This is a genomic window from Dactylosporangium sp. NPDC000555 (genome assembly GCF_040300025.1).
Lineage (GTDB): Bacteria > Actinomycetota > Actinomycetes > Mycobacteriales > Micromonosporaceae > Dactylosporangium.
The window spans coordinates 1-25,695 of sequence record NZ_JBEPDB010000102.1; the positions used below are offsets into that span (position 1 = coordinate 1).

The following is a 25,695-nucleotide window of genomic DNA, read 5'->3' on the forward strand; positions in this document are numbered from 1 at the left end:
GGCCGCCTCGCCGCCGAGGGCGGCCGCGGCCCGCAACATCGGCTGGCGGGCCGCACGGCACGACTGGGTCGCGTTCCTCGACGACGACGTGCTGCCCTCCCCCACCTGGTACCGCGACCTGCTCGGCGATCTCGACACCGATCCTGGCGTGGGCGGGGTCCAGGGCCGCATCGTCGTGCCCCTCCCAGTCCGTCGGCCGGCCGGGCGCCGGCCGACGGACTGGGAGCGCACCACCGCGGCACTGGCCGGCGGGGCGTGGCTCACGGCCGACATGGCCTACCGCCGCGCCGCGCTGGAGGCCGTCGGCGGCTTCGACGAGCGGTTCTCGCGCGCGTTTCGCGAGGACGCCGACCTGGCCTTCCGAGTCCGGCAGGCCGGTTGGCGGCTGCAGCGGGGGGACCGGGCCGTCACCCACCCGGTCCGGCCGGAGAGCCGATGGGTGAGCGTACGCGCGCAGCGGGGCAACGCCGACGACGCACTGCTGCGCCGGTTGCACGGTCCCGACTGGCGCGCCCGGCTGGAGATCCCGCCGGGACGCCGGAGCCGGCACGCCGCGGTGGCCGCCGCCGCCGGAGGCGCACTCGGCGCGGCGGCGCTGCCGGGCCGGTGGCGCTGGCTGGCGGCGGGGCTGGGCGCCGCCTGGGCGGCCGGGACCGCCGAGTTCGCGCTGGCGCGCATCGCGCCCGGTCCCCGGACCCCGGGCGAGGTCGCCACGATGGCCATCACCAGCCTCGCGATCCCGCCGCTGGCCGTCGGGCATTGGCTCGCCGGGCGATGGCGCTGGCGGGCGGCTCGGTCATGGCCGACGCCCCTGGGGGCGGCCGAGGCATGACGATGTTCGATGCGGTGCTGTTCGACCGGGACGGCACGCTGATCCAGGACGTGCCCTACAACGGCGAACCTGATCTGGTCCGGTCGATGCCAGGGGCCCGCACAGCGCTGGACCGACTACGCGCCGCAGGACTGCGCACCGGCGTGGTGACCAACCAGTCCGGCCTGGCCAGGGGCCGGTTCGACGCTGAGGACCTGCGCCGCGTCAACCAGCGCGTGGACGAACTGCTCGGTCCGTTCGACACGTGGCAGGTCTGCCCGCACGGGGAGGTGGACGGGTGCGCCTGCCGCAAGCCCCGGCCCGGGCTCATCCACGCCGCTGCGGCGGCCATGGGCACCACCCCGCGGCGGTGCGTCGTCGTCGGCGACATCGGCCGGGACATGACCGCCGCCATGGCCGCCGGCGCGACCGGCGTGCTGGTGCCCACCGGCGTGACGCTGCCCGGGGAGGTCGCCGCGGCACCCGCGGTGGCGGCGAGCCTCGGCGCCGCCGCGGAGCTGATCCTGCGCCGCCACGAACTGCACCTGCCGGCGCCGCCGGTGCCGCGCCGGGCACGCACGGTGCTGGCGGTGCGGCCTGACTCGGCCGGCGACGTGCTCGTCACCGGGCCGGCGATCCGGGCGATGGCGGCCGGCGCGCAGCGGCTGGTGCTGCTGTGCGGGCCGCGCGGCCGGGCCGCCGCCGAGCTGCTGCCCGGCGTCGACGAACTGATCGAGTGGCGACTGCCGTGGATCGACCCCGAGCCCGATCCGGTCGAACCAACCGACCTGGCGGCCCTGACCGCCCGGCTCGCCACCGCCGGCGCCGACGAGGCGGTCGTGTTCACGTCGTTCCACCAGTCGCCGCTGCCGACGGCGCTGCTGCTGCGCGCGGCGGGCGTGCGGCGGGTCAGCGCGATCAGCGACGACTACCCCGGCTCCCTGCTGGACGTGCGGCACCGGCTGCCGGCCGGGGTGCCCGAGCCGGAGCGGGCCCTGTCGCTGGCCGCGGCGGCCGGTTTCCCGCCTCCGGCGGGCGACGACCCACGGCTGCTGATCCGTGCCCGGCGGCCGGCCAAGCACGGCGATGCGTACGTGCTCGTCCATCCGGGAGCGTCGGTCGCCGCCCGGGCCTGCCCGCCGGCGGTGTGCCGGGCCATCGTCGCCGCGCTCGCCGCGGCCGGCCACCGGGTGCTGGTCACCGGTTCGGTGGCGGACAAGGCACTCACCGCCGAGGTCGCCGCCGACTCGGGTGAGGACCTCGGTGGTGCCACCGGGATGGCCGAACTGGCCGCGCTGATCGCAGGCGCGGACTGCGTCGTCGTGGGCAACACCGGCCCGGCGCACCTCGCGGCGGCGGTCGGCACGCCGGTGGTGAGCCTGTTCGCGCCGACCGTCCCCTTCGGACAGTGGGCGCCCTACCGGGTGCCGCTCGTGCGGCTCGGCGACGCCGCGGCCGTGTGCCGCGACAGCCGGGCGGCCCACTGCCCCACGCCGGGGCACCCGTGCCTGTCGGGCGTCGACCCCGCAGACGTCGTGGCCGCCGTCGAGCTGCTGAGCACCGGGAGGGCCGGGTGAACATCCTGCTGTGGCACGTGCACGGCTCCTGGACGACCGCGTTCGTCCAGGGCAAGCACCGCTATCTGGTCCCGGTCACCGCCGAGCGCGGACCGTGGGGCCGCGGCCGGGCCCGCACCTACCCCTGGCCGGACAGTGTCGAGGAGGTGCCCTACGAGCGGCTGTCCACATCGGACATCGACCTGGTGCTCCTGCAGCGGCCGGAGGAGCTGACCCTGCTGGCGGCGTGGGCTCCGGCGGTACACCTGCCGAAGGTGTATGTGGAGCACAACACGCCGAAGGGTGACGTGCCCGGCACACGGCACCCGATGGCCGACCGCGACGACCTGACCGTGGTCCACGTGACCCACTTCAACGAGCTGTTCTGGGACTGCGGGGGCACCCGCACTGCGGTCATCGAGCACGGGATCGTCGAGCCCGCGGTGCGCTACAGCGGTGAGCTCGACCGGCTCGCGGTGGTGACGAACGAGCCGGTGCGCCGCGGCCGGGTCACCGGGACCGACCTGATACCACGCTTCGCCGCCGCGGTGCCGCTGGACGTGTTCGGCATGGGCGTGGCGGCGCTGGCCGCCGAGCGTGTCGCGGTGTTCGACGACCCGCCGCAAGCGGCGATGCACGCCGAGCTGGCCCGGCGCCGCGCCTACCTGCACCTGTGCCGCTGGACGTCGCTGGGGCTGAGCCTCATCGAGGCGATGACGATCGGGCTGCCGGTCGTCGCGCTGGCCACGACCGAGGCGGTCGAGGCCGTCCCGCGCGCCGCCGGCGTGCTCTCCACGCGCGTCGACACCCTGGTCGACGCCGCGCTCTGGCTCCTGGAATCACCAGAGGAGGCGCGCCGGCTGGGTGCCGCCGGGCGCTCGGCGGCGGTGCGCCGCTACGGACTGGACCGCTTCCTTGCCGACTGGGACAGCCTGCTGGAGGACGTGCTATGCGCATCGCGATGATCTCCGAACACGCCAGCCCGCTCGCCGCGCCCGGTGGCGAGGACGCCGGTGGGCAGAACACGCACGTCGCCGAGCTCTCCGCCGCCCTCGCCGCGCTCGGTCACGACGTGCGCGTGTACACCCGGCGCGACACCGCGGCGCACCCCCGCACGGTGACGATGCGCGACGGCGTGGACGTGGTCCACGTGCCCGCCGGGCCGGCCCGGGCGCTGCCCAAGGACGCGCTGCTGCCGTACATGCCCGACTTCGGCCGCTGGCTGGGCGCGCAGTGGGCCGCCGACCCGTGGACGCCCGACGTCGTGCACGCCCATTTCTGGATGAGCGGCCTGGCCGCGCTCACCGCCGCCGGCCCCCGCGGCATCCCGGTCGTGCAGACCTACCACGCGCTGGGCACGGTCAAGCGCCGCCACCAGGGCGTGGCGGACACCAGCCCGCCGCGGCGCATCGCGCTGGAGCCGCGCATCGGCCGCACCGCCGACCGGGTGGTGGCGCAGTGCGCCGACGAGGTCGGCGAGCTGATCCGCCTGGACGTGCCCCGCGCGCGGATCGCGCTGGTCCCGTCCGGCGTCGACGTCGCCCGCTTCACTCCCAAGGGACCGATCGCGCTCCGGCCCACGGCGCGGCGGCGCATCCTGTCGGTGGGCCGGCTGGTGGAGCGCAAGGGCTTCGACGACCTGATCCGAGCGCTACCGCTGGTGCCCGGCGCCGAGTGTGTGATCGCCGGCGGGCCGCCGGGCGACGCACTGTCCACCGATGCGGAGGCGGCCCGCCTGCTCGACGTCGCCGCATCCTGCGGAGTCGCCGACCGGGTGACGCTCGCGGGGCAGGTCGCGGCCGCGGACATGCCGGCCTGGTACCGCTCGGCGGACGTGGTCGCGGCCGTGCCCTGGTACGAGCCGTTCGGGCTGACCCCACTGGAGGCGATGGCCTGCGGCCGGCCGGTGGTGGCCGCGGCCGTCGGCGGCCTCATGGACACCGTCGTGGACGGCGTGACCGGAGACCTGGTGCCGCCACGCGACCCGCGGTCGCTGGGCGCCGCGCTGCGCCGGCTGCTCGGCGACGACCTGCGGCGGCTCACCTACGGCGCGGCGGGGCACGAACGCGCACGGCAACGGTACTCGTGGCTGCGCACCGCCGAACAGCTGGAGACCGTCTACGCCGCCGCGACCGCCGCCATCACGCCCGAGGCGGTGGCCGGATGAACCCTCTCGACACGCACCTGAGCGCGCTCGCCGCCGCGATCGGCCCGTTCCGCCAGGCCGCCGGCGCACTGGAGCAGTGGGGCACCCGCCTGGCGTACATCCTGGGCCGCGGCGGGCGGCTGCTGGTCTGCGGCAACGGTGGCAGCGCCGCGGAGGCCCAGCACCTGGCCGCCGAACTGGTCGGCCGGCTGCGCGCCGACCGCGCGCCACTGTCGGCGATCGCGCTGTGCGCCGACAGCGCGGCGGTCACCGCGATCAGCAACGACTACGGATACGACGAGGTCTACGCCCGGCAGGTTCGCGGCCACGGCCGCCCGGGCGACGTACTCATCGCCCTGTCGACGAGCGGGCGCAGCCCGAACGTGCTGGCGGCCGTCGCCGCCGCGCGGGAGTCCGGGCTGCACACCTGGGCACTCACCGGCCCCGGCCCCAACCCGCTCGCTTTGGCCTGCGATGAGGCGGTCTGCTGCCCCGGCGCCGATCACCAGGTCGTCCAGGAGCTGCATCTCGTCGCCGTACACGTCATGTGCGAACACGTCGACCGGGCGCTGCCGGACGTGAGCCGCCGCCCTTTCGCCCGGCCTTTCGCCCGGCTGAAGCTGGTGGCGTCATGACCAAGCGCATCGTGATCGCCGGCGACACCCTGCTGGACCGCGACATCGACGGCAGCGTGCACCGGGTCAGCCCGGACGCGCCCGCACTCGTGCTCGACGAGGAGTCGGCGACCGACCGGCCCGGCGGCGCCGGGCTGGCCGCGCTGCTGGCCGCCGGCGACGGGCACGACGTGGCACTGGTGACCGCGCTGGCCGACGACGCGGGCGGAGCCCGCCTGGCCGAACTGCTCACGGCGGCCGGGGTTGAACTCCACCCGGTGCCGCTGGCGGGCCCGACACCGGAGAAGATCCGCCTCCGCGCCCGGGGCCAGGTGCTGTTGCGCCTGGACCGCGGCAGCGCCGACCCGGCGGCGACCGGCGACTTGCCGGAGCACGTCCGCGAGCTGTTCGCCACCGCCGACGCCATCCTGGTCAGCGACTACGGCCGGGGTCTTACCGCTCGCCCGGATCTGCACGCGGCACTGGCCGACACCGGCACTGCGATCGTGTGGGATCCGCACCCCCGCGGTGCCGTGCCCGTCGCAGCGCGGCTGGTGACGCCGAACGAGGCCGAGGCCCGCGCGCTCAGCGGCGACGCCGGTGGCGGCGGACGCATCGCCGCGGCCGCCCGGGCCGGCAACATACTGCGCCGGCGGTGGCGGGTCGGGGCGGTCACCGTCACCGCCGGCGCGGCCGGGGCCGTGCTCTGCCACGCCGGCCCCACCCCCCTGGTGGTACCGGCCCCGCAGGTGACCGAGGGTGACACCTGCGGGGCCGGCGACCGGTTCGCTGTCGCGGCGGCCGTCGCGATCGCCAGCGGTGCGCTGCCCTCCGAGGCGGTCGAGGCTGCTGTGCAGGCCGCCACCGCGTACGTCGGCCGCCGCCCCGAGGCGCCGGCCGCGGAACCGGACGACTCCGTCCACGCTGTCGTGGCGCGCACCCGCGCCCAGGGTGGCACGATCGTGGCCACCGGCGGCTGCTTCGACCTGCTGCACGCCGGTCACGTGGCCACGCTCCAGGCCGCCCGGGCGCTGGGCGACTGCCTCGTCGTGTGCCTCAACTCCGACGCCAGCGTCCGCGGCCTCAAGGGCCCCGACCGGCCGCTCGTGCCGCAGGCCGACCGGGCCCGCCTGTTGCGGGCGCTTGGCTGCGTCGACGCCGTGGTCGTGTTCGACGAGCCGACCCCGGAGTCGACGCTGACCTGGCTCCGCCCGGACGTCTGGGTCAAGGGCGGTGACTACGCCGACGGCGGCCCCACCCTGCCCGAGGCCGAACTGGTGCGGCGCTGGGGCGGGCAGACCGTCATCGTGCCGTACCTCGACGGCCGCTCCACCACCAAGATGATCACCACTGCCCGTTCGGGAGGAACCACATGACCCAGCCAGGACCCGCGATCCTCGTCACCGGCGGCTCCAGTGGCCTCGGTGCCGCCGTGGTCGACGCCGCGGTCAAGGCCGGCGGCCGGCCCTTCGTCATCGACCGGCAACCCCCCGTCGAGGGTGTGCCGTGGGCCGAGTGCGACCTCGCCGACACCCGGGCCGCGGAGGAGGCCACCCGCAGGGCGGTCGCCCAGCTCGGCGGCCTCAACGCGGTGGTCACCGCGGCGGGCATGGACGTGCCCGGACGCCTCACGGACGTGCCGGCCGAGACCTGGGAGCGGATCGTCGCCGTCGACCTGCTCGCCACCGCCGCCGTCATCCGGGCCGCCCTGCCGGCGCTCGCCGACGCCCACGGCAACATCGTCACGATCGCCTCCACGCTCGGGCTCAAGGCGGTCAGCGACGCCACCGCGTACTGCGCGGCCAAGTTCGGCGTCGTCGGCTTCACCCGCGCCCTGGCCGCTGAGCTCGCCGGCGACATCGGTGTCACGCTCGTGGTGCCCGGCGGCATGCGGACCAAATTCTTCGACGACCGGGACGAGCGCTACAAGCCCGGCCCCGACGCGATCCTCAACGATCCGGCCAACGTCGCCGCGGCGGTGATGTTCGCCGTCTCCCAGCCGCGCGGCTGCGCGGTGCGGGAGCTCGTGGTGTGCGCCGAGACGGAGACGTCGTACCCGTGATCCTCGTGCTGCGGGCCCTCGGCGTCGGGGACTTCGCCACCGGCGTCCCGGCGCTGCGGGCCCTCCGGCGCGCCTTCCCGGCCGAGCGGCTCGTCCTGGCCGCGCCCGCCTGGCTCGGCCCGCTGGTCGAGCTGGCGGGTGCGGTCGACGAGCTGCTGCCCTGCGCGGGTCTGGACGACCCGCTGCCGCGGCTGCGACCGGCCGTGGCCGTGAACCTGCACGGCAAGGGGCCGCAGTCGCACCGGCTGTTGCGCGCCACCTGCCCGGGCCGCCTGCTGGCCTTCGGCCGCGGCGGTCCACGGTGGAGCGACGCCGAGCACGAGGTCCAGCGGTGGTGCCGGATGCTGCGGTGGTACGGCGTGAGCAGTGACCCGGCGGACCTGGCGCTCACCCGGCCGGCGTCGCAGCGGCCCGGCGTGACGATCGTCCACCCGGGCGCCAAGTCCGGCCGCCGTCGATGGCCGCCGGCCCGTTTCGCCGCGACCGCCCGGGCCCTCGTGCGCAACGGACACGACGTCGTCGTCACCGGCTCCGCGGCCGAGGAGCCGCTGGCGCGGCGGGTCGCCGAACTGGCCGGGCTGCCGCCGCCAGCCGTCCTGGCCGGCCGGACCGGCCTCGGCGAACTCGCCGGCCTGGTCGGTCACGCCCGGCTGCTCGTCAGCGGCGACACCGGTATCCCGCACCTCGCCACCGCATACGGCACCCCCTCGGTCGTACTGTTCGGCCCGATGCCGCCAACGCTGTGGGGGCCGCCACCGGACCGTCCGCAGCACCGGACCATCTGGCACGGCCACACCGCCGAGCCGGGCGACACCCCTGGAACGCTGCCGCACCCGGCGTTGCTGACCGTCACGGTCGGCGAGATCCTGGCCGCCGCGGACGGAATCTCGCGGTAGCGGCGAACGACTACGGCGGACTGACGGCACGCAGGTCGCTCCCGGGCAACCCGGCTCCTGCCCCGTAAACCCGCCGGCCGCGCGCGGCAACGTGAACTGCTTCACCATCCCCACCCCCGACGCGCCGATCAGGACGCCGTACCTCCAACATATGCGGACCGAAGGCGTATTTCGGGCATAACGCCGCCCGCTCTCGTCTCGGCGTGGTCACCGAAGGCCGGTGACCGGCACGGACGTCGCAGGCGGGTAGACGCTGTCGTCCAACCGAGCAGGAACGGACGACAACGTGCGCACCATGTTCGTAGCGCTGCGCGAACGCGACTTCCGGATCTGGATGGGCGCCGGCTTCGTGTCGGTCAGCGGCACCTGGATGCAGTCGCTCGCCGTCAACTGGTACGTGCTGCAGGCCACGGGATCCGCCGGCCTGATGGGCCTGGCCGTACTGCTGCAGTCACTGCCCGTGCTGCTGCTCAGCTCCTGGGCCGGCGCGCTCGCCGACCGCCTGCCCGGCCGGCCACTGCTGCTGTGCACCCAGCTGTTCCATGCCGCACTGGCGGTCTCCCTGGCCGTCGTCACCTGGAGCCACGTGGGTGGCCTCGGGATGGTGTACGCGATCTGCACCGTGGGCGGTGTCGTCAACGCCATCGAGGGACCAGCGATGGGCCGGTTCGGCTCCACGATCGTCGAACCGGCCGCGCTGACCAACGCGCTGTCGCTCGGTTCGCTGGTCAACTCGTGCGGCCGGATTCTGGGCATGGCACTGGGGGGCATCGCGGCCGCGATGATAGGTCCAGCGCTCCTCTTCGCCGGAAACGCGGCGAGTTTCCTCGGGGTGGTCGTCGCGCTGCTGGCCATCCGGCCCCGCCACGGCAGCGCTGGAACGACGGCTGCGCCGCTGCACGGCGCAGCGCCTCCGTCAGCCGCCCGCGACGTCGAGGACGGGATCGCGCATGGGGTCCGGGCCGGTCTGCGGTACCTGCGTCAGCAACCGGTCATCCTGATCACGCTCGGGCTGGCCATGGTGCTCGGCAGCCTGGGACGCAACTATCAGGTGACCATGGCGGCGATGAGCAGCGGCCCGCTGCACATCGGACCATCCGGTTACGGTCTGCTCTCCACGTTCTTCGCAGTCGGTACGGTGCTCGGCTCGCTGGTCGCTGCTTGGCAATCGAACCTCGGCTATCAGACACTGATCGGCGCCGGGCTGCTCACCAGCCTTCTGCAACTCTGCTCGGGATTGTCGATCGGAGTTTGGAGCTTCGCCGCCGTCATGCTGCTGATCGGCGCCGGCGCGGTGCTGATCGACACAACGGTGTCGGCTCGGGTGCAGTTGGACACGCACATCCAGATGCGCGGCCGGATGCTGGCCGCCATGTCGGTGACGGGCTCGCTCGCCGGAGCCCTCGGCGCTCCGCTGCTGGGCTGGCTCTCCGAGTGGGTCGGACCGCGCCAGACCCTCGTCCTGGCCGGCGCGCTGACCACGGTAGCGTGCGTTGCCGCAGGCATGGCCCTGGGCGGCGCGCAGCACCGCTGGCCCCCACCTGTTCATGCCGAGCCAGCGACGTCCTGACTTGCCCGTCATCCCCCTGCTTGCCCATGGTGGCGTCGGTCTCGAACACGCCTGGGACAGCACCGCGGGGGGTCCGGTCGTCGGCGCCCCGACCGAGCCTGGTCCAGTTCCACGAACGTTAGCGATACCTGTCGCCGGACCGGCCCACCGATGCATCAGCGGGCCGCCTGCTCCGCCGCGGCGAGCTCGGCTAGCTCCTGCTCGACGGCGGGCGGGACCGGGCGGCGAGCGGCGAGCGCCGCGGGCAGCCGAACCGCAAGCCGCCAGGCCGCAGCAGGCAGCCGCCGCCCGGCGCGGGCGGTGACAAGTAATGCCACCGTCTCAGTGACGGCGACCCGAATCGGGCGGCGCATCCATGCGGTGAGTGCACGGTTGCGGTCCTGAAGCGTCCGCTTGGCGGCTCGGTCGCTGGTGGTGGCGACCGGGTGGTGGTACGCCACGACATCCTCGCAGTACGCCAGGCCATGACCGGCGGCACGCAGGTCCAGCGCGACCCGGGCCTCCTCACCCATGAAGAACACGACTGGGTCGAATCCGCCGCAGGCCAGAAATGCCTCGCGGCGAACGACGGCGGCGCAGGCAAGGAAGCCCAGGACCGACGGACCGGGCAGGTCGGGCACGGTGCCCAGGGGTGCGGTCGCCATGAACGCCGACATCGGGTCGAGGCCCTCATCCGGCCCGACGAGCGTGCACGCCGCGATCAGGGCCAGTCGCGGCGCCGAGGCCAGGTGAGCGGCCGCGCGACGTAGCGCTCCAGGCGCCCACCAGGAGTCGTCGTCGCAGAAGGCCACGTATGGAGTGCTGGCGGCCGCAACGCCGTGATTGCGGGCGACCGCCCCGGCATTATGGCCCAGCTCGAGCACCCGCACAGCGGGGAACCGGCCGGCGAGCATCGCCACTGTGCCGTCAGCCGAGCCGTTGTCGACGACGACAACCGGCGGTGGATCGGTGTCCTCATGCAACCGGAGCAGGGTCCGTTCCAGACTGACGCGGCGATCTCGCGTGGCGATCACGACGGTGACCTCGGACACGAGGTAGCACTGTCCGCGAATGCGGCCATCAAACCGGCCGACAAGGCGGCGTCGAGCGGGGTGTTTTCAAAACGTACCTTGGTAGAGCGCGCAACTGTGCCCGCCGACAGTCGGCGAAAACGTACGATTTGCCCCCAGCGAGGGGGGTAGCAGGTCATCGTGCGGGTCCTGCACACGCTGGATGACTTGGCCGCGCTCTTGCGCGCCTGTCCGGGCGAGGACCTGTACGTGCGCTGGTCCCGGGGACCGGGCGCGGATCTGAACGGGCCCGGAGAGCATCGCGGCAGCGTCGACGCGCTCACCGGCGTACCGCTGCCGGGCCTGTCGGCGAACTCGCTTCGAGTGGAGCCGTGGTGGGGTGAGCGGTCGCTGCGCCTGTGGGTGGCGCGGCGCCTCTACGACTACCGGCACCTACGCGACGTACACGGCCCGGAAGTGCGTCCATGGGTGCCTCGCCGGCGATGAGTGCGGCCGGGGACCCGACAACGAAGCGCTGGTGATTTGCCACCGCCCGATCGCATGGATCGACGAGCCGGCGCTGGCGGAATGCGAACGGTTGGTGAAAGCCCGCGGCAGCCACCGCGTTATGGCGCCGAGCACGACAAACAGCCACGCCAAGAAGTGGTCCATCGCCTCTCCAGCGGAAGGCGGCCGCACTGCCTAAAGCCGCGGAACCTGCGGGAAGGGTCAACCGACGCTGCATACGATTCGTGATTGATCGCCTGCGGCCCGGGTAAGCGCCCCGATTTGGGAGGTACTCACCCATGACGACGACCACACAGACAGAAACCCCCAATCCTCCGCAGACGCGGACCGCAACCCAGCGCCGCGGCACCACGCGAAAGGCAACCGAGCCGAGCCGGTCGAAGGCGAAGACAACCGCGTCGGCCCGCTCGGCGCCGAAGCCGGATCAGCAGGCGGCGCAGAAGAAGGCGCAACCCGTCCGCGCCGCCAACACGCCCGAGACTGAGTCCGAGCTGGTGACCTGGCAGGACGTACCCATGCCGCACCTCAAGGTGCCGATCGTCCACATGCACAGGCCAGACGTACGAGCCACGCTCGCCAACGTCCCGCAGCCCCGGCACCTGCTGTACTACGGCGGCGTCGGCGCGCTCGCCGCACTCGGCGTCCTGGAATGGCCGGTCGCCCTCGCGGCCGCCGCCGGGGTCTGGGTGGCCACCCGCGAACACCGCACCCCCGCCACCGCCGGGTGATAGCGCGAACCGGGAGCCGGCCGTCCCATGGCGGGCGGAAGGCCTGGACACGGGACGGCTTTGCGCACATCGAGATCCGCGGTGCCCAGCAGCGCCTGGTCACGGCGGAGCAGGGCAAGCCGCTCGAGCGCCCGGTCGAGACGTTACGCGGCGTCGACTGGGCGGCCTGTACAAGGCCGGCCACCACCGGGCCACTGCCCCAGGTTCCATCCAGAACCACGCTTGGCGCCGACACGCCGCCCTGCAACGGTTGAGAAACAAGTCAAGGAGGCGAGAACAATGAAGCTACTGATGATCGCGCCTCCAGGTGCGGGTAAGGGCACGCAAGGCCGGCTGATAGCTGACCACTTCCGCATTCCGCTCATCGCGGCCGGTGAACTGCTGCGCGAACACGTAGCCCGAGGCACCGAACTCGGCCGGGCCGTCCGGGGATACCTTGATCAGGGAGAGCTGGTACCCGACGAGATCGTGCTGAACATGGTTCGCGAGGCCCTCATCAGCGCCGAGGCGACCGGAGGCGAATACGTCCTTGACGGAGTACCACGCACCATAGAGCAGGCTCGGGCGATCTACACGATCGGCGTCCAGCTCGGGATGATTCCGAATGTCGCACTGCATCTGCAGGCCAACGACGAAGAGCTGGTCCGGCGGCTGCTGACACGCGCCAGCGACGAACGCCGCCCCGATGACACCGAGGAGGTCATCCGCCGGCGGCTGGATCTCTACCACTCGGTGACCGAACCAATCGTCGCGTGGTACGGCCGCCGCGGCATCCTGGTGTGCGTGGATGCGATGGGTCCCGTCGAGCAGGTGGGTAGGGACATCCTCGCCGCACTCGAGGCGATGCAGCCGACCGTCGAATACGTTCCCGAACAGCTGCGCCGTACCGTTGACCTCACTGGGCTCGACACCGCTTTCGGCCACTCCGCGACTAACCGACGAGGTCAGGCCGATAGGTGACGCCCACCGTGGTGATCGCGCCAGTCCCATAGTCCTGTCGGTACACGGGGGCCGTACCCGCCCTGCCGAGAAACACGCGTCCGACCCGCCGCCAGACGCACGACATCATTGCAATGGAGATTTGCGATAGGCACCGGCCGTGTGCCGGGATGGCAGCGGTGCCCGGGACCTGGGTTGAGGTCGGGCCCGTCGGGTAACCGGGCGGTATGACGCCGCTGAATGTCGCGCAGAAGCTGATCCAATCCTACCTCGTGGCGGGTCAGCCGGTCCTGGGCCGGGAGGTCGGGCTGCGCGTCGATCAGACGCTGACCCAGGATGCCACAGGCACGATGGTGATGCTGGAGCTGGAGGCGCTCGCCCTGGATCGGGTGCGCACCGAGGTGTCGGTGCAATACGTGGACCACAACCTGCTGCAGGCCGACGAGCGGAACATGGCCGACCACCTGTTCCTGCGCTCGGCCTGCCGCCGCTTCGGGTTGTGGTATTCCAAACCGGGCAACGGCGTCTCACATCCGACGCACATGCAGCGCTTCGGCGTGCCCGGGAAGTCGCTGATCGGGTCGGACTCGCACACCTGCGCGGCCGGCTCGCCGGGCATGCTCGCGATCGGGGTGGGCGGCCTGGACGTGGCGACGGCCATGGCGGGCGAGCCGCTCTACCTCGTCATGCCCGAGATCTGGGGCGTGCACCTCACCGGCGAACTGCCGGCCTGGGTCAGCGCCAAGGACGTGATCCTGGAGATGCTGCGCCGCCACGGCGTCGACGGCGGCGTGCACCGAATCATCGAGTACCACGGGCCGGGCCTGGCCGGGCTGACGGCGATGGACCGGCACGTGATCGCCAACATGGGCGCGGAACTGGGGGCCACGACGACGGTGTTCCCGGCCGACGACCGGGTGCGCGAGTTCCTGGCCGCCGAGGACCGCGAGGCCGACTTCACGCGGCTGACGGCCGACGACGGCGCCGGCTACGACCTGACCGACGAGATCGACCTGTCCAGCCTCGTGCCGCTGATCGCCCGCCCGGGCTCGCCCGGCGACGTCGTGCCGGTGGCGCAGGTCGCCGGCACACCGGTGCACCAGGTCGTGGTCGGGTCCTCGGCCAACCCGGGCCTGCGCGACTTCGCGATGGTGGCGGCGGTGCTCGCCGCCCGGCAAGCGCATCCGCAGGTGTCGCTGGACATCAACCCGTCGTCGCGGCAGATCCTCGCCGAACTCACCGGCATGGGCGCGACCCTCTCGCTGATCCAGTCCGGGGCGCGGCTGCATCAGACCGGCTGCCTGGGCTGCATCGGCATGGGGCAGGCCCCGGCGGCCGGACACGACAGCCTGCGCACCATGCCGCGGAACTTTCCCGGCCGATCCGGCACCGCCGACGACCGGGTCTGGCTGTGCTCGCCCGAAACCGCGGCCGCGGCCGCGCTGACCGGCGAGATCACCGACCCCCGGCGGCTCGGCATCGCCTGCCCACCGCTGTCCCTGCCGAACCGGTCGGCGGTGAACCGGGCCATGCTCGAACCGCCGTCCCCCGCCGACGAGGCCGTCCAGGTCCGGCTGGACAAGGCGCCGAGCATCGGCACGCTGCCCGACCTCGACCCGATGCCCGACGAGCTCGAGGCGACCGTGGCGATCGCGGTCGGGGACGACCTGTCCACCGACGAGATCCTGCAGGCCGGCGCGGAGGCGCTGCCCTACCGCAGCGACATCGCGAAGCTGGCCGAGTTCACGTTCGCCCGGGTCGACGACGAGTACGTCACCCGCGTCCGGGGCCAGGGCGCCCACGCGATCGTCGCCGGCCGCAATTACGGTCAAGGCTCCTCGCGCGAACACGCGGTCCTCGCGCCGCGCTCGCTCGGCCTCCGGCTCGTCCTGGCCCGCTCCTACGCCCGCATCCACTGGCAGAACCTGATCAACTTCGGTGTCCTGCCGCTGGAGTACGACGGCCCGACACCTGAGGTCGGCGACCGGCTCATCGTGCGGAACGTGGCGCAGGCACTGCACGCCGGCACCGGCATCACCGTCCGCAACGCCACCCGCGACACGACCCAGCAGGCCCAGCACCGGCTGTCCGAGCGGCAGATCAACATACTGCTCGCCGGCGGCCGCATCCCCGCCCTGACCCGCCCGTCACCCGTTCCCACGCCACGGTGAGAAGTCCGGCTGATAGACGAGGTTGAAACAGATCTTGAAACCGGCGACCGGGATCTGTGGTCGCCCATAGGTGCAGACCGCTGCAGCGCGCGGGCTGCTGAAACTGGGCCGACGACACAAAGACCGGATCTGGGCGGTCGAGGACTGCAACGGCATCGGCCGGCACATCGCCCAACGGCTCGTCGCCGACGGGGTACGATCTGCGCATGGACACGCGTTTTGCGCGCGTGTACCACAAATGGGGGTTCACGTCCCCCCTTCGACACGTACCAATACCCCACGGTGGACGTCCGATATGCGCCTGGACGTCCACCGTTTGCGTATCTGGCCGATATGTCAGCCGCAGCCCGAGGCGCCGGTACACCTCGGCCTTGTCCTCCGGGTCAGCACGACGCAGCAGCGCAATCGCATCGGTCAGCCCTCCGACCAGGTCGGCGATCTCCTCCCGCGTCAGCCGGTGAGCAGTCGCTCGGGCAGTGTGCTGGGCGAGTTCGGCCTCGGCGGCGGCACGGTCGGCCTGCACCTGGGCGATCCAGCCGGTCACCACGGCCGGGTCGGCGCCCGCCTCCAGCGCGGCGCGATAGCGAGCGAGCTTCGTGTCGCACTCCGCGATCACAGCGCTGACGTGCCATGTGTCGGGTGGAGCAGCGTCCTGTGCGGCGGCGGCTGCCAAGGCATCGATCGTTGCGTCCCGCCGGACGGGGTCGAACAACTGCGCGAGCCAGCCGTCGACCGGCTCGACGATGACGTCCTCCCGCAGATAGACGTTGCGCGGGTGGTCGATCCGGTTCGCCAGCGCGTACTCCTGCGGGAACCGGCAACGGTAGTAGGCCACACCATGGGCGTACTGACCCTGCATCCGCCGGTCGCAGGCACCGCAGTGCACGGCACCACGGAAGACGTACGCATGACGGGTGCGGTGCTTGACGTGCCGCCCGACCTTCCCGCTGGCCCGCCGGGCCAGGCGCTGCTGCACCTCAGCGAAGGTGCCGTCGTCCACCAGTGGCGCGTGGACGACGTCCGTGGACACAATCCATTGGTCCTTGCCGTTCCACCGCATGATGCTGGTGTAGCCGAGCGCGACGTCGTCCACGTCGACGAGGACCTCATCGGTGCGCTGCTTGTTCCAAACCTGGCGACCGGTATACCGGGGATTGGTCAGAATCACCCGGACCGCGCTCTTCGACCACGCCAGGCCCGACCGGTGCCGGTTGCGGTCACGATCGTGCGCCGACGGGCACGGTACGCCATCGCGGGTCAGGTCCTCCGCGATGACGAACAGACCGCTACCCGCCAGAAATTCGTCGAAGACCCGGCGCACGACCGGAGCCGCCAGCGGGTCAGGAGTCAACCCACGCAACCGCTTCCCCTCGGCCGCCTTGCCAGGGTTCGGGTGCGGTCCGAGGTCCCGCAACATGTACCCGTACGGCGGCCGACCGCCGAGGTAGCGGCCCTCCAGTTGCGTCTGGGAGGCCATCGCGGTCCGGACCCGCAGCTTGATCCGGTTCCGCTCGCCTTTGCTCATCCCGCCAAACACCGACATGACCAGGTCGTGGGCTTCGTTGTTCGGGTCGATCGGACCGCCCACCTCGGGCACCCACAGTTGAACACCGTAGTGCGTGAACAGCGGCAGGGTGAGGCTGAACTGGTTGCCGTAGAAGGCCCGGTGGGGTTCGCCGATCACCACTGCGGCGAAGCCGCGCTGCTGGTCACGCAGCGCGGTCAGCAACTGGCTTGCGGCTGGCCGGCGTTGCCAGGGCAGAGATCGGCTCTGTCCTACGTCGAAGAAGACGTAGCGGGTATCGATCTGCCCACCACGGGGGGCGATGAGATTGCGGGCAAGGGATAGCTGCCAGTTGCGTGAAGACTCGGGGTCTTGGTTGTCCTCGGTGGAGACGCGGCCGTAGAAGGCGAACGTCAATGATCCGTTCGGTGTCGGAGCCTCCACGCTGGATGGCTGATCGGCTGGACTCGTCACAGTTCCTCTCCCGGGGCCTCGGCTGCTGCTCGCCTGCGGTACGCGTTCTCGATCAGCCGAACCAGGGCGTGCGCAATATCGGCGCCCAATTCTGGCGGTTGTATCGGGACAATTACCACGGGCACGCCAGACAATATCGCATTTTCGGTGGTGGCGGCGTCGTCGTTGACGCCAACGGAAACGGCCGACGTTTCTCGCGATTCGAGATCGCCCATGATGACTCCTTGAGTCGAGTCGAAGGATGAGGTCCTTCGCGTTTTGACTGTTCACGTGGGAACTCCTTTGACTTGATCGATCTACAGAGAGCGGGCTCTGGGAGCCGCCGGATAGGCGGCAATGCGCCGATCAACTCGACTCGGCGCGTCATTTATGGAGTGCTTCACTGTGGTTAATGTGCGCGACACTCGAATTGCTCGCCGGCACGGCAACCACCGCATCTCGGAGGCCGTGTTGTGCCGAAATAGCGCGGCGAAGTCCTCGGCCGGATTCGGCCAAGAAGCCTTTCCCACCTGCAGCCGGACCGAGACCGCGGTGGCCGGCCGTGAGCTGGCGGCTCAGCGCACTGGCATCGTCCGCAGGGCGCTGATGTGCGAAGGCAGCGAGGGACCGGTCGCGGCGTATGCCGGACCGGCCTTCTTCACAATGCTGTTCGGCTTCCGGCGATGTGGCCCGATGGTCCACATCGCTCAGCGGCGCGGTCCGGGCTGGGCCCACGACGGCGAGCGTGTCTGGTACGTCAGCCATAAGCGCTCCAGCCCGGGGACCGGGCGATCTGGCACACGTGCGCGGAGCGCGGCGGGCATGATCATGATGTCCCCCTTCCGGCTGGCGCGAAGTGGGACTCCCAGCAGTTCAGCCTTGGGGCTTCCGGCTCCGAGGAGTTGGTTGTGGCCGGTGGAACCGGCCACGCCGCAGCCTCGTCAAAGTCTGTGATCTACCGGTCACCATTCGTTGCATTTATGAGTGAGAATCAGATTCATGTCGAACGGGGTGAATGCCCGACTCGGGATCGACGTCGGTGCGAGCAGGGTGAAGGCGGTGCTGGCCTGGCCGGACGGCACGGTGGAGCCGCTGACCTTCAACGGCGTCCCGTGGGTGGACGTGGTCTCTGGCATCGATGGAAGCCAGTCTGGCCTCGACCGGGGTGACGGGCAGCCGGGAGCCGCTGCGTTTCCGCTGCGTGTCTTGGCCGGGCGTGCTCTGGATGATGGCGGGCCACCGCTCGATGTGGTCGAGGGTGTTGCCGCGCCGCTGCGGGTGGTGGTGCAGGAGGCGACGCGGGTGGCCGGTGGGTTGCCGGAACTGGTGACGGTGGTGGTATCGGCGGCGTGGGGGCCGCAGCGGCGGACCGCGCTGCGTGGCGTGTTGCACCGGGCCGGTCTTGGTCAGCCGTCGCTGGTGGAGGCGCCGGTCGCGGTCGCTTGGCATCTGGTGTCGGGCGGCGTGGATGTCGCCGAGGGGTCGTGCCTGCTGGTGTGCGACTTCGGTACAGGGTTCGAGGCTTCGGTGCTGCGACGTAAGGGCATGTCGTTCGAGGTCTTGGCCGCGGTGGAGTCCTGGGAAGCGGGCGGTGCCGCGCTGGACACGGCCCTCGCGCAGCACCTCGCTGCCGCAGCGGCCGAGGCTGGTGCCGAGCCGAGTCCGGCACTGCCGATATCTCAGGCGCGGACTGCTAAGGAAGGGCTGTCGACCGCGCGGAGCGTGTTGGTTGGCCTTGGCGGCGGTGCGCCGGCGATGGTGCTCGGTGTGGACCGGTTGCGGGAGGTGTCCGGGCCGGCCACCGACGCGGCGGTGGATGCGGTCCGCCGCACGTTGGCCGGTGCCGAGGTACCGGCCGAGCAGTTGGCGTGGGTGGTGTGCGTGGGCGGCGGGGCGCGGCTGCCGGTCGTGGCCAAGCCCTTGGCGGATGCGTTGGGCGTGCAACCGCTGATGGTGGCGGAGGCCGACCTCGCCGCCGTGTACGGCGCGGTCCAAGCCGCTGCGTCCGAGCCGGGGTCGGCGGTGGTCCCGGCTGGACGGTCGTGGGTGAGGCTGGCCGACTCGGCCGGTGTCGTGCTGCCGGCGCTGCTGTCGGTGGGGTTGTTCGCGCAGTTCATGGCGGGCACGCAGCGGTACGGGCCGCGGCAGTCGATCACCCCGGGCATGGTGTTGGCGCACTGGGGTGGCCTCGCCGTCGCGTCCGTGATGGCTGTGCTGGCGGCGGCGGCCGGGGTGCTGCTGTCCACGGCGACGCGGCATGACAGTGCGGCAGGAGGCCGGTTGGTCCATCGGCTGCTCGGCGCGGCCCTGGGGGCGGGTGCGGTCGGCGGGCTGGTGGTAGCCGCGGTGTACGCGACGATTGCCGCCAGTTACTTCGACATGCCGGCCGGGGGTTTCCTGCGCTGGTCGGTGCTGGCCGTGGTGCCGGTGGTTGTGGCGATGGTGGTGCTGGCCGGGGTGATGGTGTGGCGGCCGGATCCTCCGGGCGGCTCGTGGTTTGCGTGGGTACGGTTCCCGGTGTCCAGCGTGCTGCTCGTCGGTGTCGGGGAGATGCTGATCGGCTATGACGTCAGCGGGGCACCGCAGCTGTTGCGTCCGCTGGGGTGGCAGCTGGATCAGTGGTTCCCGACCAGCGGGATGCAGGTGATCAGTGCGATCGGCCGGATCGGCGCGGCGTGTGTCGGCGCGGGGATCGGGTTGCTGCTGGTGCGCCGCGTCTGGCACCGGACGCTGGCCGCGGTCCCGCTCGCGGCACTGGCCGCCGCAACGGTCGCGCTGCGAACCACCGGGTTGATCGCGGCCGGGTTCGTGATCGCGGCAGCCGGTTGGTGGCTGTGGCAGGCGCTGTACGTGGTGCTGTACCCCGTGTTCCTCGGCCGCACCTCTACCTACGCTGGAGGGCCTGCCGACAGTCAGGAGACGCCGGCGGTATCCGGTGTCGGCCGGACCGGGAGCGCGTGACGATGCGCCGATTCACGCGCGCCGCCATGGCCGTGGGGTGGCTGTTGCTGGTGCTCGTCGGGTTGCCGTACGGCCTGGTAGTCCTGGACCGGATCGCGCTGGCAGACCTCGACGGGGCGACGTTGGTGACCGAACCGTTGACGGCACCGGTACTGCTGCTCGCCGGGACCGTCGTCGGTTGGGTGTTGTGGGCCTGGCTGCTGTCCGTGCTCGTGTACGAGGTGAGCCGGCGACGGCGTCGACGCGGCCCAGCCGGGCTTCGCCTGGCCGTGCCGTGGCACCGTCCGGTCAGCGCGTTGGCCGGAATGCTGGTTCTGCTGACCGACGCCAGCGCTGCCTACGCGATCCCGCCCGTATCCGGACCCGTGACGGCCGACGCGGCACCGCCGACCGCAGCGACGAGCAGCGGCAGTGCGGTTCCGACCGACGCCACCGCCGAATCCCTCATCGGCGAGCGAGGCATCACGCTCGGGGGTGGGTGGTTGCCGCTGCCGGCTGCGGCCGGGGTGGGTGCAGCGCTCACGTCGCTGTGGAGGCACGGACGCCGTGTCTACCGGCCGCGTCCGCCCGGCCGCGCGGTCCGCGAAGATCCGGCGCCGCCGACCCCGCCGACATTGCTCGCCGAGTTGAGCGACGCCGTGGCCGTTGCCGATGCTCCGCCGGTCACGATCGGCGCTGACCCGCAAGCTTGGCTGGGGCTAGCTGACCTGCCGGCCGGCGGCGTGGGGCTGACCGGCCCGGGCGCCGTCAACGCAGCTCGCGCCATCCTCGCCACCGCCGTCGCTGCGCACCTCGCCGACAGCGGCGCACCAGCAGTCATCGCCACCGTCGACGACCTGCAGACCCTTGCCGGTACCACCGTCGCCGGCCCCGGTCTGCACACCGCCAGGGACTTGCCCGAGATGCTGGACCTGGCCAGCCGGTACCCGGCCGACCAGTCGTCGGCGCTGCTGCTGCATGTGCAACCGCTGCCGACCGACGCCACAACGCAGTTGGCCGCGACGATCGAGACACGACCGATCACAGCTGTGCTCGTCGGCCCATGGCCACCAGCCCAGACCTGGCACGTCGAGGCGGACGGCACCGTCCACCGCCCCGCCGGCACCATCCGGCTGGGCGTGCTCAACCAGCCCGCCGCCCACGCCATCCTGGCCGCAGTCACCGAAGCGCACCGGATCACCGCCACCCAGACCCCACGACTCCGCGACGAGCTGGAATCCCAGCACCACGGCCCGACCAGGCTGCTGTTGCAGGTCCTCGGTCCGGTCGACGTGCGAACGATCTACCCGGACGGAAGCCACAGCAGCGCACGGTTCCGCCGCACCGCCGCAATCAAGATCCTGGCCTACCTGGCGCTGCACCGCGACGGCGCCACCAGCGACGAGATCAAGGAAGCGCTGTGGCCAGACGTCGCCAGCAGCCTTGCCGACCGCCGGTTCCAGGTCACGATGTCCCACCTGCGGGGCGTGCTTCAGGCTGCGGCCGGAGTTCCGGTGTTGCCCACGGGACAGACCAGGCACCACCTCGACCCGGCGACGATCCACGTCGACCTGTGGCAACTGCACGACCTGCTCGACCAGGCCGCCATGAACACCGACGAGCACGCCCGCCGCGCGCTGCTGCACGACGCCATCCGCCTCGACCACGGCGAACTCGCCGAAGGAATCGACGCCGACTGGCTCTACACCGCGCGGGAGTCCACCGTCCGCCATTACATCGACGTCTACTGCCACCTCGCCGCCGCCGAACCGGACCACCAGCGCGCCGTCGACCTGCTGCGCCGAGCGACCCGCCTGGCCCCCGACAACGAGGCCATCCACCGGACGTTGATCAACCGCCTCGACGCCGCCGGCGACGTCGAGAGCGCGCGCCGCGCCCGGGACACGCTCGCCCGACACCTCTCCGAGCTATACCGACGGCCGCGAACCGTCGCCGATGCAGCCAGCCCAGTTGCCGGAGCTCACCGGTGAACGCCGGCGATCGGCCGGCGGTGCAGCACGAGCACCTGCCGAGCGTGCTGGTGCCGTACGAAGCGCTCGAATACCCTGCCACCCGCAGCTCGGCTCCGCCCACGCTACGCGCCCCGCAACGAGCCCCGGTCCACGTGGCAGTCCAACCCGGCCACATCGATCCACCGACCAGACGCAGGGGGTACGTATTCCTCGCCGCCATCGTCGTGGTCGCGGTGACCATCAGCGCGATCGTGCTGACCCGCACCAGTGACTCGCAGGAGCCGGAACGGCAGGTCCGAGAGATGTTCGCCGCGTTGACCGCCCGCGACGGGGAACGCCTGGCACAAGTGCTCGCCTGTACATCGATCCCGCTGTGCACCGCGCAAGGTATCGCCACCGGATATGACCCGCCCCAAGACGTACTGCTGACCGGCCGGCAGCGCGACGGCAATGACCGGCTGCAGGTGCTCGTGCGCTACCGCATCGAAGGTGTCACCTACGACACCGCTGTGCAGGTGACACGGTACCGGACCGGAATGTTCGGGCATCAATGGCGGATCAGTCAGGCGCCCGGCGGATGGCTGCAGGTGCGAGGCGGGCACTGGGACCGAGTCCGCCTCGCCGGCATCGACATACCCGCCTCCGACAAATCCGCGGTCACCGGCCCCGGCAAGGTCTGGGGCCCGCCGGGCGTCTACACCAGCACGGCCGCCGGCGACGCGCTGTTCGAAGCGGCACATGCCACCATCACCGTCACCGGCCGCGAAGATCCAGCCCCCGCCACGCTGCCAACGGCGATGAAGACCGGAGTCGTCGACGAGGTGCAGCGTCAGATACGGGCCCAAATCGACCAATGCGCCGCGGACCCAGAACTGCGCCCGCAGACGGACCCAACCGCGCTGCTCAACGATTGCCCCTTCAGCCACAACACCAAATACGCATTCACTCGAGCGCCGAAATGGACCCTTCTGCGATATCCGAGCATCGAACTGCGGGTCGAGAACGACACCGCCGTCACTGTCCACACCACCATGCCCGGCAGCGCCCAGATCAGCTACGACTGGACCGTCCACATCATCGAACCCCGCACCTGGAACACCGTCATCGCGACCGAAGACATCACCGTTGCAGGCACAGTCCTCCTCGACAACGACAACGTGAGATGGGTCGGGTGAATCCCGTCTTCCGGTTGAGTTTACGGACGACAACTGGCGCCATGACCGAGGCGTGCATCAGGGCGGGCCGTGGGTCCCGGCAGGCTGAATGGTCCAGGCCAGAGAGCCCTGAAGGCTATCATGTTTGATCCGCTCACCCGAGAGGAAGGTGTCACCTGTGGCAACTTCGTCGGTGGAACCGCCTTCATCAGACCAAACGGACACGTTGCCATCTTCGCGGCGGATGACTCCTTCAAGTTCTTCGGGCACAGCTGGAGGTACTAGCGGTGAACGACTACAGTCCGGTGCTGAAGTCCGACAAGCACCGCGTGGAGGCAGTCGAGGGCGCGCTGCTGGGCTCGACCATCCATGCCGTGGTGTATCGGCAACTCGTCGGCGATCAGCCCGTCGAGCCACCACACGGCAAGTGCCACGAAGTGGACCTCGAGTTGTTGCTGGTGCTCAACAGCGGTGTCATCGGGATCATGCCTGTGCAGGCGGGGCGTACCTGGGGTATGGCGGTCAGACTCCTGACCGTTCTTGACGTGTCGGACGACGAGGGTGCGGTGGCGGTCGACGGTCTGCCGGAATGGGAGCCGGTTGTCGGTAAAAAGATCTCGTCGGTACGCCTCGGATGGCATCGGTCCATGCAGGGTGCCCCGGAGAGCCTCATGTCGATCACGCTCGCTTTCGGCAATGGCCTGGACGTGATTGCCGCTATGGGTAGTCTTGATCAAGAAGGGCTGCCGCAGTACGACCCAGACGCCCTGCTCGTGGTCTTCGAGGCCGGCGACCGCGTACCAACTGCGGCAGACGCGACGCTCCCGGTCGATTTGGCGGCCAGAGAGGCGTGACGGCTCAGGACTCGGGGTAGGTCTCCAGCAGCTGTGCGGCCTCGATACAGAGTTCAGCCTGCGTGAGGCCGCCGCCGAACATTGATGCTGCCACCAAATCGAGGAACCGCACGAACTCGCCGGCGTCCGGTAGTGGTCGGTCGTAGGAGGCCAGTTCGCGGCCTTCCCGTTGGGCGTTCCAGGCTCGCAGGACCCTCGCGCTGGCGTGATCGCGGATAAGCCATGCGTCCCACCAGTCATGCTCGCTGAAGGCGAACAGCGGGCGGACCGTCTCCACCAGATCCAGACCGAGGACGTCAATCAGCCCCCACACGGCTTCGTCGTCGGTATGCGTGCCGATCGCGTCAATGATGCGGTCTGCCGAGGCGTACAGGCCGGCGGCCGCGGCCCAGCTGGACAAACTGTCGGCCAGGCCGGGCTGGTCGTCGGCCGGTACGTCGATGCCGTCAGGCAACGGGACGGTGCACTCCTCGTGGTGATCGAAGGCGCAGCGTCTCGCTGCCGGCGTGGTCGGGGCATCGAGAACGCCGGCAGCGTAGAAGAGGTCCCGGAACGTGGGACCCGTCCGTTCGGCTGCGTTGACGAAGTGGGCCAGCCACGCAGATCCCGCGGTATCAGCGCAAACGTGATCGAGCGGTGCACCTTCAACGGTTGAGCCGATCAGGCGGGTTCCACGCCGTGTCGCAAGGCGAGTTGCATAAGACCGTCGACCATGTCCTCCGCCGCGCCGGCGCCTTCCGAACCGCACCGGAACATTGATCGTCTACGAGGAGCCCACGGTGCGAGATATCTATACTTCAATTCCAGGGCACCGTTCTGGCGGGGCCGCCGTCGGTAACCGTTGATCATCACACGGTGGCCAGTACCGGCCGGAATCAACAGATACCCGTTAACATTGAAGGACTACGAGTCTGAACTCCGCGAGTCCAGGCTCCTGGACTCGCGCGCGTGCAGCGAAACGCCCAGCCTTCCCCGATCTCCGTATCGGTCTCGGTTACGACATCCTTGAACGTCCGCCGGGAAAGTGACACGGACGCGCTGCGAGACCCCGCGTGCCCGACCGGATGCCCTTGGCAGCGGGCGCGGCTGCGATGGCCGGCGCACGCTCGTGCCCCCGCACCGTGTCCCGGCTGGCGTAGCGGCGACGTAGCTGCCAGCTCTCCGAGGAGAAGACCGATGTCAAGTCCTGGCGTGGAGCGTGTGCGCAGCTCATCGGCCCCTGTACTGGCAACCTCCGGACGCCCTGCCGCCGCTGCGACCGCTGGCACGAGCAGCGGCGGGGGACCGGCCTCAGTCGGACACCGCGGCGGTAGCCGTTTGCGAGTTTGAAGTTTCTGCGGTCGAGCGTGAACTCGATTGGCGCGGGCGGGCGATACACAGTAGGCGCGAGGTTCTATGACGGATTGGATGCGGGTGAGCAGATCGTTGGGTGATGCGGTGCTACCGGTGAGTCTGGGCGATGCCGAGATCATTGGCCATTCCCGCACGCACCCCGAACTGTTCGGGGCGTTGTTCGAGCGTCACTCCGGGACGTTGTTCCGTTACGCCTGTCGCAGGGTGGGTCCGGAGGTTGCCGAGGATGTCGTGGCCGAGACGTTCCTCGCAGCGTTTCGGCAGCGAGCCCGATATGACCTGAATCGCAGTGACGCCCGACCGTGGCTACTCGGGATCCTGGTCAGGGAGGTATCGCGGCATCGCCGGAAGGAGACCTCCCAGGGCCATTGCGTGTTCGGCAGATGGCGGATTGAGCTGGGGTTATACGGGGTGACTGGCCTTTGTGGAGGCGGTCAGGGCGGGTGAGATCGCC

Annotated in this window: 23 protein-coding genes; 19 read left to right on the forward strand and 4 right to left on the reverse strand. The window is 71.1% G+C overall.

What is annotated here, in order from left to right; genetic code table 11:
* The 9 genes from ABT297_RS37805 to ABT297_RS37845 all read left to right on the forward strand — a co-directional run.
* Positions 1-832 (forward strand): glycosyltransferase (locus tag ABT297_RS37805; protein ID WP_350557383.1); only part of this gene is annotated, 832 nt, incomplete at its 5' end.
* Positions 775-2,388 carry an HAD-IIIA family hydrolase gene (locus tag ABT297_RS37810; RefSeq protein ID WP_350557384.1) on the forward strand — a complete coding sequence of 538 codons (1,614 nt, stop codon included), beginning with the start codon at positions 775-777 and terminating at the stop codon, positions 2,386-2,388. The genes ABT297_RS37805 and ABT297_RS37810, both read left to right, overlap by 58 nt.
* Positions 2,385-3,332 carry a glycosyltransferase gene (locus tag ABT297_RS37815; RefSeq protein ID WP_350557385.1) on the forward strand — a complete coding sequence of 316 codons (948 nt, stop codon included), beginning with the start codon at positions 2,385-2,387 and terminating at the stop codon, positions 3,330-3,332. Before ABT297_RS37810 ends, ABT297_RS37815 begins: the two co-directional genes overlap by 4 nt.
* The gene (locus tag ABT297_RS37820; protein WP_350557386.1) at positions 3,317-4,534 is read left to right on the forward strand and encodes a glycosyltransferase; all 1,218 of its coding nucleotides are present in this window, start codon (positions 3,317-3,319) and stop codon (positions 4,532-4,534) included. The genes ABT297_RS37815 and ABT297_RS37820 overlap by 16 nt, the downstream gene beginning before the upstream one ends.
* Positions 4,531-5,148 carry a D-sedoheptulose-7-phosphate isomerase gene (locus ABT297_RS37825; RefSeq protein ID WP_350557387.1) on the forward strand — a complete coding sequence of 206 codons (618 nt, stop codon included), beginning with the start codon at positions 4,531-4,533 and terminating at the stop codon, positions 5,146-5,148. The genes ABT297_RS37820 and ABT297_RS37825 overlap by 4 nt, the downstream gene beginning before the upstream one ends.
* Complete coding sequence (locus tag ABT297_RS37830; protein ID WP_350557388.1) at positions 5,145-6,503, forward strand: PfkB family carbohydrate kinase; 1,359 nt, start codon at positions 5,145-5,147, stop codon at positions 6,501-6,503. The genes ABT297_RS37825 and ABT297_RS37830 overlap by 4 nt, the downstream gene beginning before the upstream one ends.
* A complete protein-coding gene (locus ABT297_RS37835) occupies positions 6,500-7,189 on the forward strand; it encodes an SDR family oxidoreductase (protein ID WP_350557389.1) in 690 nt (229 codons plus the stop codon). Before ABT297_RS37830 ends, ABT297_RS37835 begins: the two co-directional genes overlap by 4 nt.
* A complete protein-coding gene (locus tag ABT297_RS37840) occupies positions 7,186-8,085 on the forward strand; it encodes a glycosyltransferase family 9 protein (RefSeq protein WP_350557390.1) in 900 nt (299 codons plus the stop codon). The genes ABT297_RS37835 and ABT297_RS37840 overlap by 4 nt, the downstream gene beginning before the upstream one ends.
* 295 nt (positions 8,086-8,380) lie before the next feature.
* Positions 8,381-9,655 carry an MFS transporter gene (locus ABT297_RS37845; protein ID WP_350557405.1) on the forward strand — a complete coding sequence of 425 codons (1,275 nt, stop codon included), beginning with the start codon at positions 8,381-8,383 and terminating at the stop codon, positions 9,653-9,655.
* A 155-nt stretch (positions 9,656-9,810) separates the two neighbouring features.
* On the opposite strand, the gene ABT297_RS37850 is transcribed toward ABT297_RS37845, so the two are convergent.
* A complete protein-coding gene (locus ABT297_RS37850; protein ID WP_350557391.1) occupies positions 9,811-10,686 on the reverse strand; it encodes a glycosyltransferase family 2 protein in 876 nt (291 codons plus the stop codon).
* Between the two features lie 159 nt (positions 10,687-10,845).
* Between ABT297_RS37850 and ABT297_RS37855 the strand changes: the two genes are divergently transcribed.
* The 5 genes from ABT297_RS37855 (at position 10,846) to ABT297_RS37875 (ending at position 15,010) form a co-directional block, all read left to right on the forward strand.
* Complete coding sequence (locus tag ABT297_RS37855) at positions 10,846-11,151, forward strand: DUF6098 family protein (protein WP_350557392.1); 306 nt, start codon at positions 10,846-10,848, stop codon at positions 11,149-11,151.
* A 31-nt stretch (positions 11,152-11,182) separates the two neighbouring features.
* The gene (locus ABT297_RS37860) at positions 11,183-11,350 is read left to right on the forward strand and encodes a hypothetical protein (protein ID WP_350557393.1); all 168 of its coding nucleotides are present in this window, start codon (positions 11,183-11,185) and stop codon (positions 11,348-11,350) included.
* 100 nt (positions 11,351-11,450) lie between these two features.
* The gene (locus tag ABT297_RS37865) at positions 11,451-11,900 is read left to right on the forward strand and encodes a hypothetical protein (protein ID WP_350557394.1); all 450 of its coding nucleotides are present in this window, start codon (positions 11,451-11,453) and stop codon (positions 11,898-11,900) included.
* Positions 11,901-12,179: 279 nt separating this feature from the next.
* The gene (locus ABT297_RS37870) at positions 12,180-12,860 is read left to right on the forward strand and encodes an adenylate kinase (RefSeq protein WP_350557395.1); all 681 of its coding nucleotides are present in this window, start codon (positions 12,180-12,182) and stop codon (positions 12,858-12,860) included.
* Positions 12,861-13,066: 206 nt separating this feature from the next.
* Positions 13,067-15,010, forward strand: a complete 1,944-nt coding sequence (locus ABT297_RS37875) for an aconitate hydratase (RefSeq protein WP_350557396.1) — start codon at positions 13,067-13,069, stop codon at positions 15,008-15,010.
* Here ABT297_RS37875 and ABT297_RS37880 read toward each other — a convergent pair.
* Complete coding sequence (locus ABT297_RS37880) at positions 14,940-16,931, reverse strand: recombinase family protein (protein WP_350557397.1); 1,992 nt, start codon at positions 16,929-16,931, stop codon at positions 14,940-14,942. The genes ABT297_RS37875 and ABT297_RS37880 overlap by 71 nt on opposite strands.
* A 53-nt stretch (positions 16,932-16,984) precedes the next feature.
* The gene (locus ABT297_RS37885; RefSeq protein WP_350557398.1) at positions 16,985-17,203 is read right to left on the reverse strand and encodes a hypothetical protein; all 219 of its coding nucleotides are present in this window, start codon (positions 17,201-17,203) and stop codon (positions 16,985-16,987) included.
* 763 nt (positions 17,204-17,966) lie between these two features.
* Here ABT297_RS37885 and ABT297_RS37890 point away from each other — a divergent pair.
* From ABT297_RS37890 to ABT297_RS37905, 4 genes are all read left to right on the forward strand, one after another.
* Positions 17,967-19,928 (forward strand): Hsp70 family protein, encoded by a 1,962-nt coding sequence (locus ABT297_RS37890; RefSeq protein WP_350557399.1) that lies wholly within the window; start codon positions 17,967-17,969, stop codon positions 19,926-19,928.
* A 2-nt stretch (positions 19,929-19,930) separates the two neighbouring features.
* The gene (locus ABT297_RS37895) at positions 19,931-21,898 is read left to right on the forward strand and encodes an AfsR/SARP family transcriptional regulator (protein ID WP_350557400.1); all 1,968 of its coding nucleotides are present in this window, start codon (positions 19,931-19,933) and stop codon (positions 21,896-21,898) included.
* A complete protein-coding gene (locus tag ABT297_RS37900; protein ID WP_350557401.1) occupies positions 21,895-23,055 on the forward strand; it encodes a hypothetical protein in 1,161 nt (386 codons plus the stop codon). The genes ABT297_RS37895 and ABT297_RS37900 overlap by 4 nt, the downstream gene beginning before the upstream one ends.
* A gap of 266 nt (positions 23,056-23,321) precedes the next feature.
* Positions 23,322-23,888 carry a hypothetical protein gene (locus tag ABT297_RS37905; protein ID WP_350557402.1) on the forward strand — a complete coding sequence of 189 codons (567 nt, stop codon included), beginning with the start codon at positions 23,322-23,324 and terminating at the stop codon, positions 23,886-23,888.
* Positions 23,889-23,892: 4 nt separating this feature from the next.
* Here ABT297_RS37905 and ABT297_RS37910 read toward each other — a convergent pair whose 3' ends face one another.
* Positions 23,893-24,342, reverse strand: coding sequence for a hypothetical protein (locus ABT297_RS37910; RefSeq protein ID WP_350557403.1), 450 nt, complete (start codon positions 24,340-24,342; stop codon positions 23,893-23,895).
* A gap of 953 nt (positions 24,343-25,295) precedes the next feature.
* Between ABT297_RS37910 and ABT297_RS37915 the strand changes: the two genes are divergently transcribed.
* On the forward strand, positions 25,296-25,688 hold the full coding sequence (locus ABT297_RS37915) for an RNA polymerase sigma factor (RefSeq protein WP_350557404.1): 393 nt from the start codon (positions 25,296-25,298) through the stop codon (positions 25,686-25,688).
* Positions 25,689-25,695: the final 7 nt, after the last annotated feature.

What these genes read in the sequence shown, in the direction of transcription:
- ABT297_RS37810 (WP_350557384.1), top strand. Translation starts at nt 775, where the DNA reads ATGGCGCTGGCGGGCGGCTCGGTCATGGCCGACGCCCCTGGGGGCGGC.
- ABT297_RS37820 (WP_350557386.1), top strand. Translation starts at nt 3,317, where the DNA reads ATGCGCATCGCGATGATCTCCGAACACGCCAGCCCGCTCGCCGCGCCC.
- ABT297_RS37825 (WP_350557387.1), top strand. Translation starts at nt 4,531, where the DNA reads ATGAACCCTCTCGACACGCACCTGAGCGCGCTCGCCGCCGCGATCGGC.
- ABT297_RS37830 (WP_350557388.1), top strand. Translation starts at nt 5,145, where the DNA reads ATGACCAAGCGCATCGTGATCGCCGGCGACACCCTGCTGGACCGCGAC.
- ABT297_RS37835 (WP_350557389.1), top strand. Translation starts at nt 6,500, where the DNA reads ATGACCCAGCCAGGACCCGCGATCCTCGTCACCGGCGGCTCCAGTGGC.
- ABT297_RS37845 (WP_350557405.1), top strand. Translation starts at nt 8,381, where the DNA reads ATGTTCGTAGCGCTGCGCGAACGCGACTTCCGGATCTGGATGGGCGCC.
- ABT297_RS37865 (WP_350557394.1), top strand. Translation starts at nt 11,451, where the DNA reads ATGACGACGACCACACAGACAGAAACCCCCAATCCTCCGCAGACGCGG.
- ABT297_RS37870 (WP_350557395.1), top strand. Translation starts at nt 12,180, where the DNA reads ATGAAGCTACTGATGATCGCGCCTCCAGGTGCGGGTAAGGGCACGCAA.
- ABT297_RS37875 (WP_350557396.1), top strand. Translation starts at nt 13,067, where the DNA reads ATGACGCCGCTGAATGTCGCGCAGAAGCTGATCCAATCCTACCTCGTG.
- ABT297_RS37885 (WP_350557398.1), bottom strand. Translation starts at nt 17,203, where the DNA reads ATGGGCGATCTCGAATCGCGAGAAACGTCGGCCGTTTCCGTTGGCGTC.
- ABT297_RS37890 (WP_350557399.1), top strand. Translation starts at nt 17,967, where the DNA reads ATGTCGAACGGGGTGAATGCCCGACTCGGGATCGACGTCGGTGCGAGC.
- ABT297_RS37895 (WP_350557400.1), top strand. Translation starts at nt 19,931, where the DNA reads ATGCGCCGATTCACGCGCGCCGCCATGGCCGTGGGGTGGCTGTTGCTG.
- ABT297_RS37915 (WP_350557404.1), top strand. Translation starts at nt 25,296, where the DNA reads ATGCGGGTGAGCAGATCGTTGGGTGATGCGGTGCTACCGGTGAGTCTG.